This is a genomic window from Streptomyces bathyalis, from assembly GCF_015910445.1.
GTDB lineage: Bacteria > Actinomycetota > Actinomycetes > Streptomycetales > Streptomycetaceae > Streptomyces > Streptomyces bathyalis.
This window is the reverse complement of the sequence record NZ_CP048882.1, coordinates 4070168-4087214: the sequence shown is the minus strand read 5'-3', so window position 1 is coordinate 4087214 and position 17047 is coordinate 4070168. Positions and strand designations below refer to the sequence as shown.

The following is a 17047-nucleotide window of genomic DNA, read 5'->3' as shown; positions in this document are numbered from 1 at the left end:
GCGCGATGACGACCCTCACCCCCGCGGCGAGCCGCACCACCACAGAAGCGGCACCCTCCGAGCCCCGCCGCAAGCGCACCGACTCGGAGAGCCTGTTCAACCGCGTGACGCTGGGCGTGCTCATCGCCCTCGCGCTGCTGTGGCTGGTCCCGATCGCGTGGGCCCTGGCCACGTCCCTGCGACCGCCCAACGACATCGCCACGAACCCGACTTCGTGGGTCTCGGACAACCCGACTCTCTCCTCGTACCAGGAGATCCTCTCGGCCGGGCGCATCCAGTACTGGTACCTGAACAGCTTCATCACCTCGTCGCTGACGACGCTGCTCGCGGTGTGCACCACGTCCCTGGCGGCCTTCGCGCTGTCCCGGCTGAAGTTCCGCTACCGGCGACCGGTGTTCCTGGTCATCCTCGCCGGCGTCATGATCCCGCCGCAGCTGCTGATGATTCCGCAGTTCCTGACGCTGCAGTCCACCGGGATGCTCAACACGTACTGGGCGGTGATCCTGCCGCAGGTGCCCAACGTCGTCTCCGTCTTCGTCTTCAAGCAGTTCTTCGACGGCATCCCCGTCGAGCTGACGGACGCGGCGCGCGCGGACGGCGCGAGCTGGCTGCGGATCTACTGGCAGATCGTGATGCCGCTGTCCCGCCCCGCCATATCCGCGGTGACGATCTTCGTCTTCGTGTGGTCCTGGAACAACTTCCTCTGGCCGCTGCTGGCCGTCACGGACCCGCAGATGATGACGCTGCCCGTCGGCCTCAACTCCGTACAGGACGCCTTCGGGCTGCCGCAGGCCCAGCTGATGGCCTCGGCGGTGCTCGGCGCCCTGCCGCTGCTGACCGTCTTCCTCTTCTTCCAGCGGCGGATCGTCGAAGGCATCGCGGGCACCGGCCTGAAGTGACAGCGGCGCAGCGCCCGTTCATGAGAGAGCCCGGACCAGGAACAGCAGCGAGAGAGGCACCCACCGCATGACCGAACAGCCCGCCGGCACCGCCCGCGTCACCATCGACCCCGACTTCACCCTCGGCACCGTGGACCCACGCGTGTACGGAACGTTCGTCGAGCACATGGGCCGCTGCGTCTACACGGGCATCTACGAGCCGGACCACGACACCGCCGACGAGCACGGCTTCCGCGGCGACGTGGCCGAGCTCGTACGCGAGCTGGGCACGCCCCTCGTGCGCTACCCCGGCGGCAACTTCGTCTCCGGCTACCGGTGGGAGGACGGCATCGGCCCGGCCGCGGAGCGTCCCCGCCGCCTCGACCTGGCCTGGCGGAGCATCGAGTCCAACCAGGTCGGCACCGACGAGTTCCTCGGCTGGACCCGCCGTCAGGGCCTGGAGCCGATGATGGCCGTCAACCTGGGCACCCGCGGCATCGACGCGGCCCGCGCCCTCGTCGAGTACTGCAACATCCCCGGCGGCACCGCCTGGTCCGACCTGCGGGTGAAGCACGGCGTACGCGATCCGCACGGCGTGAAGCTGTGGTGCCTGGGCAACGAGATGGACGGCCCCTGGCAGACCGGCCACAAGACGGCCACGGAGTACGGACGGCTGGCCGCCACCGCGGGCAAGGCGATGCGCCAGGTCGACCCGACCATCGAGCTTGTGGCGTGCGGCAGTTCCAATGCGCGGATGCCGACCTTCGGCGAGTGGGAGCGGCAGGTCCTGCACGAGACCTACGACGAGGTCGACTACCTCTCCCTGCACGCCTACTACGAGGAGACCGAGGGCGACCGGGCCAGCTTCCTCGCCAGCGGCGCCCAGATGGACGCCTACATATCCGACATCGTCGCCACCGCCGACCATGTGCGGGCCGTGCGCCGCTCCTCGAAGCGGATGATGCTCTCCTTTGACGAGTGGAACGTCTGGTACCAGTCCCGCTTCCCCGGCGAGCGCGCGCTGCCGCTCGAGGAGCAGCCCCGGCTCATCGAGGACACCTACAGCGTCACGGACGCGGCCGTGGTCGGCTCCCTGCTGATGACGCTGCTGCGCCATGCCGACCGGGTCCCGGTCGCCTGCCTCGCGCAGCTCGTCAACGTCATCGGTCCGATCCGCAGCGAGCCGGGCGGCTCCAGCTGGCGGCAGACCACCTTCCATCCCTTCGCGCTGACGGCCCGGCACGCCCGGGGCAGCGTGCTGCGGACCGAGGTGTCCGGGCCCGTCGTCGAGACGCCGCGGTACGGGCCCGTGCAAGCGCTCGACACGGCCGCGACGCTCGACGAGGAGACCGGCGAGCTGACGGTGCTGGCCGTCAACCGCGACCAGGAGCAGCACCTGGGCCTGCGGGCGGCGCTCCGCGGGCTGGCAGCGCCGTACCGCGTCGTCGAGCACCTCCTGATCGCCGACGACGACCCGGACGCGGTCAACACGCAGGCCGAGCCCGAGCGCGTCACGCCGCGGCCCGTACCTCAGACGGCGGTGAGCGCCGAGGGCGAGCTGGAGGCCGTGCTGCCGCCCGTCTCGTGGAGCTTGATCAGGCTGACGCCGCAGCGGTGACGGCCCCCGAGCAGTAGGGCTCCGGAGCCGTGAGGACGCCGGGGCCGTACGGGCTCCGGAGCCGTGAGGACCCCGGGGCCGTGCGGGCTCCGGGGTCCTGAGGACGCCGGTCCCGCTGCGCGGCGCGGCGCGCACCTCTCGCTCCGGGCCCGCCCGGTGCTCCGAAGTACAGGCCCTAACGGCCGGCGATGCCCTCGAGCACCAGGTTGGTGAAGTCCTTGGTGCCGGCCGTCCCGCCGAGGTCGCGCGTGCGGACGTCGGTGGTGGCGAGCACGGAGGCGAACGAGTCGAGGACCTCGGCGCCGGCCTCGGGGTGACCGAGGTGGTCGAGCATCATCGAGGCGCTCCAGATCGCACCGAGGGGATTGGCGACGCCCTGGCCCGCGATGTCGGGGGCGGAGCCGTGTACGGGCTCGAACATCGAGGGGTGGTCGCGCTCGGGGTTGAGGTTGGCCGCGGGAGCGATGCCGATGCTGCCGGCGACGGCGGCCGCGAGGTCGGAGAGGATGTCGCCGAACAGGTTCGAGCCGACGATGACGTCGAACCGGGACGGATCGAGGACGACCTTCGCGACGAGGGCGTCGATGTGCTCCTGCCGCCAGGTCACGTCGGGGAACCGGTCACCGGCCTCCTTCACCAGCTCGTCCCAGAACGGCATGGTGTGGATGATGCCGTTGGACTTGGTCGCGGAGACCACGTCGCCGCTGCGCCGCTGAGCGGTGGTGAAGGCGTAGTCGAGGATGCGCTCGACGCCGGGCCGGGTGAAGACGGACTGCTGGATGGCCATCTCGTCGGGGAAGCCGCGGCCCAGGCGGCCGCCGATCTCGGAGTACTCGCCCTCGACGTTCTCGCGCACGACGACGAAGTCGACGTCGCTGGTGGCCTTCGCCAGCGGGCTGGGGACGCCCTCGAGGACCTTGATCGGACGCAGGTTCACGTACTGGCGGAACTGGCGGCGGATGGGGATGAGCAGACCCCACAGGGAGACGTGGTCGGGCACGCCGGGCCATCCGACGGCGCCGAGGAGGACGGCGTCGTGGTGCCGGATGCGGTCGAGGCCGTCGGCGGGCATCATCGCGCCCTCGGCGGCATAGCGCTCACAGGACCAGTCGAACGAGTCGTAGGTGAACGTGAGTCCATGACGCTTGCCGACGGCGTCGAGAACGGCACAGGCGGGCGGCAGCACCTCGGCGCCGATGCCGTCGCCGGGGATCAGGGCGATGCGGTAGCGAGTGGTCATGGTCCCCATGGAACGCCCAGGGAATCGCGGCTGTCCAAGTCCTGTTTGCAACCCTTTCGATAAGGCTTGCCTATCGGTTGCGGCGGGTCCTGCCCTCGCCGGTGCCCTGCTCACCGGTGCCCTGCTCACCGGTGATGGCGGCGAGGAACGCCGCGGCGGCCGGGCTGAGCCTGTGGCGCTGCCGGACCAGGCCCACGTCGAGGGCGTCATCCACGGCAAGCCGCCGTACGCGCAGCCCGACCGCCTCGGCGAGCGGGCCCCAGGAATCGGCGACGACGGCCGCTCCCACCCCGCTGAGGACCAGGGGCAGGCGGTCATCCCGCTGCCCATCGTCCTCACGATCTCGTTGTTCGTCCGAGGTCGCCCGAGGGCCGGGGGTCCGGCAGCGTCCGGGGCCTCGACGCTGGCGGCAACGGCCGTGCCACGACCGGCCGTTGCCGCCCCGCGTCTCGTCGTCCGGTCCCGCCGGGCACGCTCCTGCCCGACGGTCCGGACGGGACGGCGCTAGCCGAAGAGCGCCGGGAGCGTGCCCTCGTGAGCCTCGCGCAGCTCACGCAGTGACACGCTGAACTGGCCCTGGACCTCGATCTCTTCGCCGTCCACCACGCCGATCCGCGCCGCCGGCAGGCCACGCGCACCGCACATGTCGTTGAAGCGGACCTCTTCGCTGCGCGGCACGGCGACCAGCGCGCGCCCCTGCGACTCGGAGAAGAGGAAGACGAACGGGGACAGCTCGTCCGGCACGACGACACGCGCCCCGTTGCCGCCCTTCAGGCAGGACTCGGCCAGCGCCTGGATCAGGCCGCCGTCGCTCAAATCGTGCGCGGCGTCGATCATTCCGTCGCGGGACGCGGCGATCAGGATCTCCGCGAGCAGCCGCTCCCGCTCCAGGTCGACGGCCGGCGGCAGCCCGCCGAGATGCCCGTGTGCGACCTGGGACCAGGCGGAGCCGCCCAGCTCCTCCCGGGTCTCGCCCAGCAGGTAGAGCAGCTGGCCCTGCTCCGCGAAGGCGATCGGCGTACGGCGGTTCACGTCGTCGATGACACCGAGGACTCCCACGACCGGCGTCGGGTGGATCGCCGCGTCGCCCGTCTGGTTGTAGAGGGAGACGTTGCCGCCCGTCACCGGAGTGCCCAGCGTGCGGCAGGCATCGGCGAGCCCGCGGCACGCCTCGGCGAACTGCCACATGGCCGAAGGGTCCTCCGGGGAGCCGAAGTTGAGGCAGTCGGTGACGGCGAGCGGGCGGGCGCCCGTCGCCGCGACGTTGCGGTACGACTCGGCCAGCGCGAGCTGAGCGCCCCGGTAGGGGTCGAGCTTGGCGTAGCGGCCGTTCCCGTCCGTCGCGACCGCGACCCCCAGACCCGTCGAGTCGTCGACGCGGATCATGCCGCCGTCCTCGGGCTGCGCCAGAACGGTGTCGCCGAGTACGTAGCGGTCGTACTGGTCGGTGATCCAGGACTTGGCGGCCTGGTTGGGGGAGGAGACCAACGCCAGTGCGGCGGCCCGCAGTTCCTCACCCGTGCCGGGACGGGGCAGCGCTGCCGCGTCGTCGGCCTGCAGCTGGTCCTGCCACGGCGGACGCTCGTAGGGACGCCGGTAGACCGGGCCCTCGTGGGCGACGGTGCGCGGCGGTACGTCGACGATCTGCTCGCCGTGCCAGTAGATCTCCAGCCGCTCGCCCGGCGTGACCTCGCCGATGACCGTGGCGATCACGTCCCACTTCTCGCAGATCTCCAGGAACCGGCCCACCTTGTCCGGCTCCACCACCGCGCACATCCGCTCCTGCGACTCGCTCATCAGGATCTCCTCGGGGGAGAGCGAGGAATCGCGCAGCGGGACGGTGTCCAGTTCGACGCGCATGCCGCCGCTGCCGGCGCTGGCCAACTCGGAGGTGGCACAGGACAGTCCGGCGCCGCCCAGGTCCTGGATGCCGGCAACCAGCCTCTCCTTGAAGATCTCCAGGGTGCACTCGATGAGCAGCTTCTCCTGGAAGGGGTCACCGACCTGGACGGCCGGGCGCTTGGCCGGTCCCTCCGCCTCGAAGGTCTCCGAGGCGAGTACCGATACGCCGCCGATGCCGTCGCCGCCGGTGCGGGCTCCGTAGAGGATGACCTTGTTGCCGGTGCCGGATGCCTGCGCGAGATGGATGTCCTCGTGCTTCATCACCCCGACGCACAAGGCGTTGACCAGCGGATTCCCCTGATAGCAGTCGTCGAAGACCACTTCACCGCCGATGTTGGGCAGCCCCAGGCAGTTGCCGTAGCCGCCGATGCCCGAGACGACGCCGGGCAGCACGCGCCTGGTGTCCGGGTGGTCGGCGGCGCCGAAGCGCAGCGGGTCCATCACGGCGACGGGACGGGCGCCCATCGCGAGGATGTCGCGCACGATGCCGCCGATGCCGGTGGCCGCGCCCTGGTAGGGCTCGACGTAGCTGGGGTGGTTGTGCGACTCGACCTTGAAGGTGACGGCGTAGTCCTGGCCGATGTCGACGACGCCGGCGTTCTCGCCGATGCCCACGAGCAGCGCGTCGCTCTCGGGTGCCTTCTCGCCGAACTGCTTCAGATGCACCTTGCTGCTCTTGTACGAGCAGTGCTCCGACCACATCACCGAGTACATGGCCAGCTCGGCCCCGGTGGGGCGGCGGCCGAGGATCTCACGGATGCGCTCGTACTCGTCCTGCTTGAGGCCGAGTTCGGCCCACGGCTGCTCGGTGCCGGGGGTGTCGGTGGCGTGCTTGACGGTGTCGAGAGCCGTGCGGTGATTGGGCTGCGCGGACGGAGTCATGCGGTGACCAGCCTCTTGAGTACCGAGGTGAAGAAGCCCAGCCCGTCGGTCGTCGGCCCGGTGAGGGTCTCGACGGCGTGCTCGGGATGCGGCATGAGACCGACCACGTTCCCGGCCTCGTTGGAGATGCCCGCGATGTCGCGGCGGGAGCCGTTGGGGTTGCCGTTCAGGTACCGGAAGACGACGCGGCCCTCGGCCTCCAGGGCGTCGAGGGTGTGCTCGTCGGCCACGTAACCGCCCTCGCCGTTCTTCAGCGGGACGGTGATCTTCTGGCCTTCGGCGTAGTCGGACGTCCAGGCGGTGTCCGTGCGCTCGACGCGCAGCTTCTGGTCGCGGCAGATGAAGTGCAGGTGGTCGTTGCGGGTGAGCGCGCCCGGAAGCAGATGCGACTCGCACAGCACCTGGAAGCCGTTGCAGATCCCGAGCACCGGCATGCCCGCGCGTGCCTGCTCCAGCAGGGGTTCCATGACGGGCGAGAAGCGGGCGATGGCACCGCAGCGCAGATAGTCGCCGTAGGAGAAGCCGCCCGGCAGCACGACCGCGTCCACCTGACGCAGGTCCTTGTCGCGGTGCCACAGTTCGACGGGCTCGCCGCCCGCGAGGCGCACGGCGCGCCGGGCGTCGCTGTCGTCGAGTGATCCGGGAAAGGTGACGACGCCGATGCGTCCGAGACCGCCGCTCACGCAGCGGCCCCCTCTTCGACGCGCACCGTGTAGTTCTCGATCACTGTGTTCGCGAGGAAAGTCCCCGCCAGTTCGTGGATACGGGCGAGCGCCTCGTCGGTGACGGGCTCCGCCACCTCCAGTTCGAAGCGCTTGCCCTGGCGTACGCCCTCGATGCCCTCGAAGCCGAGACGCGGCAGTGCTCGCTGCACCGCCTGTCCCTGCGGATCGAGGATCTCCGGCTTCAGCATGACGTCGACTACGACGCGAGCCACAGGTACTCCCGGTGATGGTGATTTTGCTGAGCGTTGGTGCGTGCTGCCAGCGAAGCGACGCGCCAGCCAGCCTACCGGCCACGAAAATCTACGCGCGTGGATATCTGCCCCGCCCACTCGCCGCACACGCTTTCCACGACCCTCCGCCGGTTCCGGCACCCGCCGGAGCTCTGGGAAAAATGCCGTGAAAAAAGTATGGTCCCGATTGCGGTCTGACACGCGAGTCGAAATACTCTCGCTTCACATTGCAAAGTCCACAGCTGTACAAAAGAAAAGTCCCACCTCAATCCTGCGGATCACTCGCAGCTCCCCCTGGTCCTTGCATGTCAGCGCGGAGAATCCTGTGATCCAATTCGCGATCCTGATGGAAGGTCCGATATCCGTGGCACAACGTGTAGTGGTCACCCTCTCCGACGATCTTGACGGCGGAGAAGCATCGGAAACGGTCTCCTTCGGGCTCGACGGGAAGTCGTACGAGGTAGACCTCAACATCGAGAACGCGAAGAAGCTGCGTGAGGACCTCGCGCGCTTCGTCGAAGCGGGCCGCAAGCGGGCCAAGTCCGGCAAGGCCTACCACCGCACCGCCGTCGCTCCCGACCCGCGCGCCGTTCGCGCCTGGGCCGAGTCCAACGGCTTCGAGGTACCCGCCCGCGGCCGCATCCCGAAGAAGGTCTACGACGCCTTCAACGCCTCCCGTTGACCTCCGTGCCCGGCCCGTGCGGCACGCTTGCGGCGTACGCGCCGCACACGTACCGCGGGCCGGGCGGCCCGACTTGCCACGGACCCCGGGTGATCCGCTAGAGTCGGGCCCGTCGCCGCGAGGGAAACCTCACGGAGCGCGCGGGTGTAGCTCAGTAGTAGAGCGCCCCCTTTCCAAGGGGGAGGCGCAGTGTGCGATTCCTGTCACCCGCTCTCGTTCTCACAGGACCGGCATCGGTAACGATCAGGTACAGTGGGGGCGCACCACTCAGCAGGGCCTCCCGGGAAGTCGGGAAGAATGTCGGGTGGAAGCACGCGGACGTAGCTCAGTTGGTAGAGCGCAACCTTGCCAAGGTTGAGGTCGCGAGTTCGAGCCTCGTCGTCCGCTCCAAGCTCATCGGGATCCGGTTCCACGGGATCCGCGATTCAGCAGTGAGAGAACCCCGGTCCCCGGACCGGGGTTCCTTCCGTTTCCGGACCGGAATCCGGCCGCCCCGTATCCGCGGCCCGAAAGACCGTTCTCCAGGCGCGCCTCTCGCCCACCGGCGCGCGGCCGCCGTGTGAAGCCGCCCTGCCCGCGCATGAGGTTCGTCATGCGCACTCGTGACAGCACGCACCGGGTGACAGCGGGCGCCCGCGGAAAACTGAGGACATGGATGCGATCGAGGTCGACGGACTCAAACGGCGATACGCGAAGGGCTTCGAAGCCGTGCGCGGTGTCTCGTTCTCCGTACGGGAGGGCGAGATCTTCGCGCTGCTGGGCACGAACGGAGCGGGAAAGACCTCCACGGTCGAGCTGCTGGAGGGCCTGGCACGGCCCAGCGGCGGCAACGTGAGAGTGCTCGGCTTCGACCCGTACTCGGAGCGCACCGCGGTGCGGCCCCGTACCGGAGTGATGCTCCAGGAAGGCGGTTTTCCCTCCGAGTTGACGGTCACCGAGACCATACGGATGTGGGCCGGCTGCACCAGCGACGCCCGTCCGATCGGCGAGGTGCTGGCGCAGGTCGGGCTCTCCGACCGGCGCGCGCAGGTCCGGGTGAAACAGCTCTCCGGCGGTGAACGACGGCGCCTGGACCTGGCGATGGCACTCGTCGGGCACCCGGAAGTGCTCTTCCTGGACGAACCGACCACCGGCATGGACCCCGAAGGGCGCCGGGACACCTGGGACTTGGTGCGTGAGCTGCGCAGGGCCGGCACGACGGTACTGCTGACCACGCACTACCTGGAGGAGGCCGAGGAGCTGGCCGACCGGCTGGCCATCATGCGTGCGGGACGCATCGTCACCACCGGCACTCCCGAACAGGTCGTCGCGGAGCGGCCGTCCAGCATCCGCTTCACGCTGCCCGACGGACTCTCGCCGGCGCATCTGCCGACGACGCTGCCGCAGCCCACCCTGCGGGAGGGACGTGTGGAGATCCGTACGCCGCAGCTGCAGTCGGCGCTGACGGATCTGCTGATCTGGGCGCGGCAGGCGGGCGTCGAACTGCCGGGGCTGCACGCCCGCACCGCGACCCTCGAAGAGGTGTTCCTGGAGATCGCGCAGCTTCCCGACGAGGCGGACGAGGACAGCCAGGCCGGCGGACCCGGCAAGCACCGGGCAGGAGCGGCATCCGGCGGCATGGAGGTGGAGCGGGTATGAGCAGCACGGACGCGGCCACGGTCAAGGCGCCGGGCAGGGTGGACACTTCGGCGATGTGGAGCCGCCTGCGCGCGCTGGGGCGTGCCGAACTCACGCTCCTGATGCGCAACAAGGCGATGCTCTTCGTCGCGCTGGCCACCCCGGCCCTGCTGACGGTCCTGATGCGCCAGACCGCCAGCGGCATGAACCTGGAGGGCACGGGCCTTTCCCTGGGGACGGTGCTGGTCCCGGGCTCGATCGGCTACGTGCTGGTCTTCGCCGTCTACGCCAATCTGACCGGCATCTACGTCACGCGTCGCGAGGAGCTGGTGCTCAAGCGGCTGCGCACCGGTGAGGCCAGCGACGGCGAGATCCTGACGGGCAGCGCGCTGCCGTCCCTGGTGCTGGCGCTCGGGCAGTGCGTCCTGCTGCTCGGCGGCGGTGCGGTCCTGCTCGACCTCGCGCCGCCGGAGCGGCCGGAGCTCGTCGCCGCCGGTCTGCTGCTGGGGCTGCTGCTGATGGTGCTGCTGGCCGCGGTGTCCGCCGCCTTCACGCGCACGACAGAAGCCTCGCAGATCACCACATTCCCGTTCATGGCGATCTCTTTCGTGGGGTCCGGAGTCGTGGTCCCGCTGGACGTCATGCCGGACGTGCTCGCCAATGTGTGTTCTCTGCTCCCGGTGTCACCGACGATGGAGCTGGTACGCAACGGCTGGGTCGGCACGCTGAGCGGCATGGACACCGTGAAGGCGCTGACCGTCCTGGTGGTGTGGATCATCCTCGGGACCGTCGCCGTGCGGCGCTGGTTCCGCTGGGAGCCGCGACGCTAGAGAAGGTGAGGAGCACGGGCCCGTGATCGGCTGGTGGGGGGTGGCCCCGAAGTACCGCCGCTGGCAGGAGCGCAGCAGCCACGAACAGGTGGAGGCGTCGACGCGGTGGATGCTCGTCGCGTACGCCTGGCTGACACTCGTGGGCTTCGTCGTGCAGCTGGTGCCGAACGCGGGTCCCGGTGCTCTTCCCCGCACCCTCGCCTGGACGGTCCTCGGGCTGGGCCTGGTGCAGTGCCTGCTCTGTACGGGCGTGCTGCACCGGGCCATCGACAGCTATCTCGGCACGCGCACCGTCACGGATGCCCGGCTCGCGCTGCCGGCCGTGCTGATGGCCTCGATGACCGCCCTCACGGTCGTGCTTGTCGCGATCCGCGCGGTCGAGGTCGGGCTGGAGGTGGGCCTGGGGCTGCACGGGGCGCTCGCACCGTTCGCCGTCACCTTCGGTGTGGCGGTGCCGAGGCGTACGGCGGCGCTCGCGCTGTCCGGCTACCTCGCCGCCACGACGGCCGCTCTCGCCGCGGCGGGGCTGCCCGGGGCGGACCTGCTGGCGGCACTGGTCGTCGTGGGCCTCGGCGGTCTCCTGTCCGTCTTCACCGGCCGCTCCTCCGCCTGGTACATCGCCGTCATCAGGGAGCTGGAGGAGGCCCGCGGCGTACAGGCGAGGCTGGCCGTCGCCGAGGAGAGGCTGCGCTTCAGCAGGGACCTGCACGATGTGATGGGCCGGAACCTGTCGGCCATCGCTCTCAAGAGCGAGCTGGCGGCACAGCTGGTGCGGCGCGGGTCCGAGACCGAGGCCTCCGTCGGCCAGATGACCGAGGTGCAGCGCATCGCCCGCGAGGCTCAGTCGGAGGTGCGGGCGGTGGTCCGCGGCTACCGCGACGTGGACCTGCCCACCGAACTCGCCGGCGCGCGCGGGATCCTGCGCGCCGCCGGCGTCGACTGCCGTACCGACAACGGCGGTTCGCAGCTGCCGGCTCCCGTGCAGGCCGCGCTCGGCTGGGTCGTGCGGGAGGGGGCGACGAACGTGCTGCGGCACGCGGACGCGACCTGGTGCACGGTGTGGGTGGGCACGGACCCGGCGGGCCGCAGCGCGCTGCTGGTCATGGAGAACGACGGCACACGCGGCCAGGCCCCGGGAGGGAGCGCCGGCTCCGGGCTCGCGGGGCTGCGCGAACGTCTCGACGGGGTCGGCGGCACGCTGCGCGTGGCACGGGACGGCGAGAGCGGTACATTCCGGCTGACGGCCGAGGTCCCGCTGGCAGCCGGGAACGACGCGACCGCGGACGAGGCGGTCACGGACCCGGCAGGCACGGCCGGCACCCACGGCAGCGGCACGGACGGGAAGGACTCGGCGGAGTGAGCGGCGCGCAGGGCGGGCGGAACGACGAGGGCGGGCCGGGCGGCGGCATCCGGGTGCTGCTCGCCGACGACGAGCATCTGATCCGCGGCGCGCTGACCGCTCTCCTCGCGCTGGAGGAGGACCTCACCATCGTCGCGGAGGCGGCCTCCGGCCCCGAGGCGGTCGCCATGGCACGCGCACACGCGCCGGACGTGGCCGTACTGGATCTGCAGATGCCCGGGGCCGACGGCGTACAGGTCGCGACGCAGCTGCGCGACGAACTGCCCGCGTGCCGGACGATGATCGTGACGAGTCACGCCAGGCCGGGCCATCTCAAGCGCGCGCTCGCGGCAGGCGTACGGGGCTTCGTGCCGAAGACCGCTTCCGCGCAGCAGCTCGCCGAGATCATCCGGGCCGTGCACGGGGGAACCCGCTATGTGGACCCCGAGTTGGCGGCGGACGCCATCAGCACCGGCGACTCGCCACTGACCGCCCGCGAGACGGAACTGCTGGCCCTTGCGGCCGGCGGTGCCCCCGTCGCGGACATCGCGGAGCGCGTCTCCCTCACACCAGGGACCGTCCGCAACTATCTCTCCGCCGCGACCGCGAAGCTGGGCGCGGAGAACAGGCACGCGGCGGCGCGCAAGGCACGCGAGCGCGGCTGGCTCTGAGCGGCGAGTCCGGGGCCCCGGCCGTACCGAAGCATCGTCCGTATCGGCCGTACCGAAGCACCGGCCGACGCCCCGGCCCGAACTGCCTCCACCGAGGGGCCCTGGAACGTGCTCCGGTCCGGCGCCGCGAACCTCAACTCGCCCCCGGCTACGGTCTGTACGCGCCGTCCACGCCCGGAGTCCGCGGTGCGCGTCGATGCACCGGGGACACCGCCGGGCTGCGCGGGGCGGCACCGGGACGGCCGGGATCCGCCAACAACCCTCACACCCGGACGAATTCGGACCATTCCGAGGTGGCAGGCCATGACAGGACATGCATTCCGGAGGTGGATATCTTTCGCTTTCGGTTACTTACTCTTGTGTCAATTCTCAAAGATTGAGGTTTACTTGAGCTTGCTGAGCGGCAAACCGTAAACAGGCTCTGACCAGCGGCGCGATGGTCCAGGCCATTTTCTGCCGTGGCATGAAGATGACGCTTCGCGTTGCATAAAACTGTCACGGATTCCCCTTCTGCCGCGCACCCCGTGCTGGCATCTTCATTCCTGCGGAAGCGAACCTGGGCATTCACGGGGAGGCAAGCGTGCGCTAGACCCGCTTCGCTGCAGTTTACGGTGACGACCGAAAGCTCAATCGACGGGGGCTCCGCGCCCGATGACCACCCTGAGCTACCTGGCTTCGACCACTTTCGCGAGAAACAGCCAGTCATGTCTCACAGGCTCGGAGGAAATCCCATGCTGGAAGAGAAGCTGAATCTTCAAATTCAGGACCAGCTGCACGAGGCCCACGAGGGCGAGATCGCCGAAGAAGCAGCTCCGGTTCTCGCCACCCCCGCCCTCGCGGGCGCCTTCGTCGGCGGCGCGGCCGTCGTGACGGGCGCCTACGCGGCCGGCAAGGCCGTCGGCTGACCACAGGCACCATCCCCGGCCGGCCAACTCGGTCCGGCCGTCGACCACTTGCTCCCCGGGGGACACGCGTGCTCCGGAGGGTCCAGAACAGAACAGGAGTGCACACATGAAGGATGTGACTTCGCAGATCAACGAGTCGGCGGAGCTCGCCTCTGTCGCGATCACCGACGCCGAGGGTGTCGTCTTCACCGACTACACCCCGGTGATGGGCACCCCCGGCGCCTTCCTCGGCGGCGTCGCCATCGCCTCGGCGACGGTTGCGGCCTTCGAAGCGGGCCAGGACTGATCCCGGCTCGAACCCGCTAGTCGCACGGCCCCGCGGTACCCCCTTCTGCAGGGCCTTGTGAGATCGGGGCTCCGCCCGGTCGGCCGGTCCTGACACCGGCCGGCCGGGTCCCACACCATCACCTCTGAATGTTTCTTTCAAGTCGTCGCACAGCCCGCTGCCAGGGCTTTTCCAACTCCTTCCTGTTTCTTTGCAGTTGTCGAACCAATTGAACTTCGCACCACGCCAGACATCTTTCACGCGATTCAGACCACCACCCCCCCACTCCGACCGCCACCCCCGCTCCGGAACACGGGAACCGAGGAGACCGACGTGAAATCGCTTGCCAAAAAGCTGACCTCGACATTTCTCGGGCCCGTTCCGGTCTCCCGCAGCCGTGCACTCGCCATATCCGAGCGGCTGACGGCGGTGACGTCGCTGACGTCGAGCCTCGAATACATCACCCACCAGCGGCAGATACGGCGCGGCGGCCTCAACGACTGGACGATCGCGCGCGGAATGCACGCCTCGTCGACCCGGCCCACACGGCGCCTTCTGGATGCGGTCGGAAATCCCAGGACCACCAAGGCACTTCACGTCGCACGCATCGCTGCGAGCGCGGCCCTGCTGGCGCCCGGAAACGCCCGCTGGCGCGGCGCCGCCAACGTGTTCCTCGGACTGAGCAACGCGGCTCTCTATCCGCGCCACCGCTACGGCACGGACGGCTCGGACCAGGTCTCCTCGTTCGTGCAGACGGCCGCCGGTCTCGCCCGCCTCTCGTCCCAACCGGCCGTCCAGGACGCCCTGTTGTGGTACGTGGCGCTGCAGGCGAACCTCTCCTACCTGGTCTCCGGCTGGGTGAAGCTGCTGGGCGAGCCCTGGCGTGACGGCTCCGCGCTCAACGGCATCATGCGTACCCGCACGTACGGGCACGAGGGGCTGTGGAAACTCACCAACCGCTACCCCGTCCCCGCCCGTTACCTCGCTCACGGCGTGCTCGCCCTGGAGTGCCTCTTCCCTGTGGCCTACCTCAAGGGCGGAATGCTCGCACGGCCCGTCATGGCGAGCGCCGCGGCGTTCCACGTGGCCAACGGCTACTTCATGGGGCTGGGCCGCTTCATCACGGCCTTCGAGGCGATGCACCCGATGGTCGCCTACACCAGCGCACCGAAGAGCCACCCCGCTGTGGCCGGGCGCGACGACCGGATGCTGAAGGCCACGGCGTCCATGGCCGCGATCGGCGTGACCGTCGCCGGATTCCTCGCCGCGATGCGCCGCATGCGGGCCACCGACCCCTGGCCCCACGGCCGGGTGCTCACCACCCGCCATGGCAACGAACTGCACTACAACGAGCGGGTCTCGGAGGACGACAGCTCTCCGGTGCTGGTCTTCGGCACCGGAATGATCTCCACGATGGAGCACTTCGGCTGGATCACGGACAAGCTGGTCGAGGAGAGCGACTACGGGATCATCACCTACAGCCGCGCGGGCTACGGACCGAGCAAGCGCCGCAGCAGCAGCCCGTTCACCCTCCAGGAATCGGTGGACGACCTGGTCGACCTGGTCGAGGGCGCCGTGGCGAAGGGCCGGCCCGTGTACCTGGTCGGACACTCGCTGGGCGGCGAGATCGGCCGGCGGGCGGCAGCCGAACTCGGCGACCGCATACGCGGCGTGATCTATCTCGACAGCTCGCACCCGGACGAGCTGACCCGCTCCAAGCAGCAGCAGGACTCCGCCGACCGGCTCAAGGACGGCCTGAACATGCTGAGCGGCAGCCTGCGCGCCGGTCTCGGGGCCACGCTGGTGCGTCCCCGCTGGGTCCATGACCTGCCCGCGGAGGTGCGCAGCCGCGCCTTCGCGCAGTACGCGGACAGCAGGCTGTGGCGGGCCGGGTTGCGCGAATGGGACGCCACCGAGGCCGACTTCCACCGGTTCAGCGGTGACCTGCCGGCGATCAGCGCACACGCGCTGGTGCTGTCGGCGCAGCGGACCGTCGACCGCGACCCCGAGCAGCTGCTGATGCACAACGAACTCGGCGCGGCCCACCGGGGCGAGGGGCGCATCGTCCACAACTCCGTGATCGAGGGAGCCGATCACGACACCATGCTCACCGACGCCCGGCTGGGCGGGGACGTGGGCCGCCGGATCCTGGAGTTCCTGCGCGAGGTCGAGGGTCACGACGGCGACGCCGACAGCGCGGCCGGGGGAAGCCGCGGATCGGCCAAGGGCACTCACGGCTCCAAGGGGAACCAGTCCAAGGAGGCACGATGACCAGCACCCCAACTCCGGCTGTTCCCGGCGCGGTCGCCGGGACCCTGGTCCGCGCGGCCCGCGGGGCCCGGTCCGGTCTCTCCCGCGCGTTCACCGGGCCGGGCGGCCTGACGCGCGCGGCGGGGGCGGCGCTGTTGCTGGGCACGCTGTCGGCGCAGCATCCCAACCCGCTGTTCAACAAGGCCCAGAAGATGGACATCTTCTCGGGGATGTTCCCCAACTGGCGCTTCTTCGCGCCCACTCCGGCGCAGCACGACTACCACATCCTGTACAGGACGCTGAACCACGAAGGGGAGACCTCCCCCTGGCGGATGGTGGAGGTCATCGTCGGCCGCAAGCTCCCGCAGATCTTCTGGTTCCCGGGACGCCGCCCCGAGAAGGCCATCTTCGACATCGTCACCGAGCTCATCACCCAGCTGGACAAGGGCTTCAGCGGAATGATGAAGCTGCCCTCCTACCGGATCCTCTGCGCCTATCTGCGCCACCGCATCCGTGAGGACGGCAACGCCGAAGGCGTGAAGGGCTTCCAGTTCACGCTCGTGCGGGCCACCGGTTACGAGGAGACCGACCCCGAGGTCGTCTTCGTCTCCCCGTACACCCAGATGAAGGGCCCGGACGAGGCGGCTGCCGGCGGGACCTCCGGCTGGGGGCCCTCCTACGACTCGCACATAAGGGACGACTCGCGCGGGGAGGTACCCGCACAGCCGGCCTGACCAGCAGTACGCACAAGTGTCCGCCTGCGCGCCTGCGCCGGCGGGTGAACCAGCACCGGATTCCGAAAGGGGTCGAAGCACATGTCCATGGGCTCGATCGTCATCTCCGTCATCGCCATCATCGTCGTCGCCGCCATCGCGCTGAACGTCTCCAAGAACAGCAAGAAGAAGTAGCCCGCCCCGGCTCCCCGAACCACCGGAAGCCGGACGACCGGAAGGCCAGGGAGCCGGAAACCCCCGGCGAAGCACAGCGGAAGGCCCGCACCACAAGACCGAGAG

At 69.8% G+C, this 17047-nt stretch carries 16 protein-coding genes and 2 tRNA genes; 13 read left to right on the top strand and 5 right to left on the bottom strand.

Features of this window, described 5'->3' with window-relative positions; translation table 11 throughout:
* Window positions 1–5 precede the first annotated feature (5 nt).
* Together G4Z16_RS17775 and arfA are read left to right on the top strand one after the other, a co-directional pair.
* Entirely contained in the window at window positions 6–899 is an 894-nt protein-coding gene (locus G4Z16_RS17775; protein ID WP_028437564.1) for a carbohydrate ABC transporter permease, read from the top strand.
* A 67-nt stretch (window positions 900–966) separates the two neighbouring features.
* Window positions 967–2496, top strand: coding sequence for an arabinosylfuranosidase ArfA (gene arfA, locus G4Z16_RS17770; protein ID WP_197351738.1), 1530 nt, complete (start codon window positions 967–969; stop codon window positions 2494–2496).
* A 175-nt stretch (window positions 2497–2671) separates the two neighbouring features.
* On the opposite strand, the gene G4Z16_RS17765 is transcribed toward arfA, so the two are convergent.
* The 5 genes from G4Z16_RS17765 to purS form a co-directional block, all read right to left on the bottom strand.
* On the bottom strand, window positions 2672–3736 hold the full coding sequence (locus G4Z16_RS17765) for a tartrate dehydrogenase (protein ID WP_197351737.1): 1065 nt from the start codon (window positions 3734–3736) through the stop codon (window positions 2672–2674).
* Between the two features lie 70 nt (window positions 3737–3806).
* Window positions 3807–4025, bottom strand: coding sequence for a hypothetical protein (locus tag G4Z16_RS17760; RefSeq protein ID WP_197351736.1), 219 nt, complete (start codon window positions 4023–4025; stop codon window positions 3807–3809).
* Between the two features lie 215 nt (window positions 4026–4240).
* The gene (gene purL / locus G4Z16_RS17755) at window positions 4241–6520 is read right to left on the bottom strand and encodes a phosphoribosylformylglycinamidine synthase subunit PurL (RefSeq protein WP_197351735.1); all 2280 of its coding nucleotides are present in this window, start codon (window positions 6518–6520) and stop codon (window positions 4241–4243) included.
* A complete protein-coding gene (purQ, locus tag G4Z16_RS17750) occupies window positions 6517–7203 on the bottom strand; it encodes a phosphoribosylformylglycinamidine synthase subunit PurQ (protein ID WP_197351734.1) in 687 nt (228 codons plus the stop codon). Before purQ ends, purL begins: the two co-directional genes overlap by 4 nt.
* Window positions 7200–7457 (bottom strand): phosphoribosylformylglycinamidine synthase subunit PurS, encoded by a 258-nt coding sequence (gene purS, locus G4Z16_RS17745; RefSeq protein WP_028437559.1) that lies wholly within the window; start codon window positions 7455–7457, stop codon window positions 7200–7202. Before purS ends, purQ begins: the two co-directional genes overlap by 4 nt.
* Before the next feature lie 382 nt (window positions 7458–7839).
* Between purS and G4Z16_RS17740 the strand changes: the two genes are divergently transcribed.
* The 11 genes from G4Z16_RS17740 (at window position 7840) to G4Z16_RS17690 (ending at window position 16768) form a co-directional block, all read left to right on the top strand.
* On the top strand, window positions 7840–8157 hold the full coding sequence (locus G4Z16_RS17740; RefSeq protein ID WP_028437558.1) for a histone-like nucleoid-structuring protein Lsr2: 318 nt from the start codon (window positions 7840–7842) through the stop codon (window positions 8155–8157).
* Between the two features lie 140 nt (window positions 8158–8297).
* Window positions 8298–8369 (top strand) — tRNA-Gly (locus tag G4Z16_RS17735).
* Between the two features lie 102 nt (window positions 8370–8471).
* Window positions 8472–8547: transfer RNA gene (locus tag G4Z16_RS17730), tRNA-Gly, on the top strand.
* A gap of 261 nt (window positions 8548–8808) precedes the next feature.
* Complete coding sequence (locus tag G4Z16_RS17725) at window positions 8809–9795, top strand: ABC transporter ATP-binding protein (protein ID WP_197351733.1); 987 nt, start codon at window positions 8809–8811, stop codon at window positions 9793–9795.
* Window positions 9792–10604: an ABC transporter permease gene (locus G4Z16_RS17720; RefSeq protein WP_197351732.1), complete on the top strand. Its 813-nt coding sequence runs from the start codon at window positions 9792–9794 to the stop codon at window positions 10602–10604. Before G4Z16_RS17725 ends, G4Z16_RS17720 begins: the two co-directional genes overlap by 4 nt.
* Window positions 10605–10626: 22 nt before the next feature.
* Window positions 10627–11964 carry a sensor histidine kinase gene (locus G4Z16_RS17715; protein WP_246530919.1) on the top strand — a complete coding sequence of 446 codons (1338 nt, stop codon included), beginning with the start codon at window positions 10627–10629 and terminating at the stop codon, window positions 11962–11964.
* Complete coding sequence (locus G4Z16_RS17710; protein WP_484600481.1) at window positions 11961–12614, top strand: response regulator transcription factor; 654 nt, start codon at window positions 11961–11963, stop codon at window positions 12612–12614. The genes G4Z16_RS17715 and G4Z16_RS17710 overlap by 4 nt, the downstream gene beginning before the upstream one ends.
* Before the next feature lie 731 nt (window positions 12615–13345).
* Complete coding sequence (locus tag G4Z16_RS17705; RefSeq protein ID WP_158677079.1) at window positions 13346–13519, top strand: hypothetical protein; 174 nt, start codon at window positions 13346–13348, stop codon at window positions 13517–13519.
* A 106-nt stretch (window positions 13520–13625) separates the two neighbouring features.
* Window positions 13626–13805 carry a hypothetical protein gene (locus tag G4Z16_RS17700; protein WP_028437555.1) on the top strand — a complete coding sequence of 60 codons (180 nt, stop codon included), beginning with the start codon at window positions 13626–13628 and terminating at the stop codon, window positions 13803–13805.
* A gap of 312 nt (window positions 13806–14117) precedes the next feature.
* Complete coding sequence (locus G4Z16_RS17695; RefSeq protein WP_197351731.1) at window positions 14118–16055, top strand: alpha/beta fold hydrolase; 1938 nt, start codon at window positions 14118–14120, stop codon at window positions 16053–16055.
* Window positions 16052–16768 (top strand): hypothetical protein, encoded by a 717-nt coding sequence (locus G4Z16_RS17690; protein ID WP_197351730.1) that lies wholly within the window; start codon window positions 16052–16054, stop codon window positions 16766–16768. The genes G4Z16_RS17695 and G4Z16_RS17690 overlap by 4 nt, the downstream gene beginning before the upstream one ends.
* Window positions 16769–17047 lie beyond the last annotated feature (279 nt).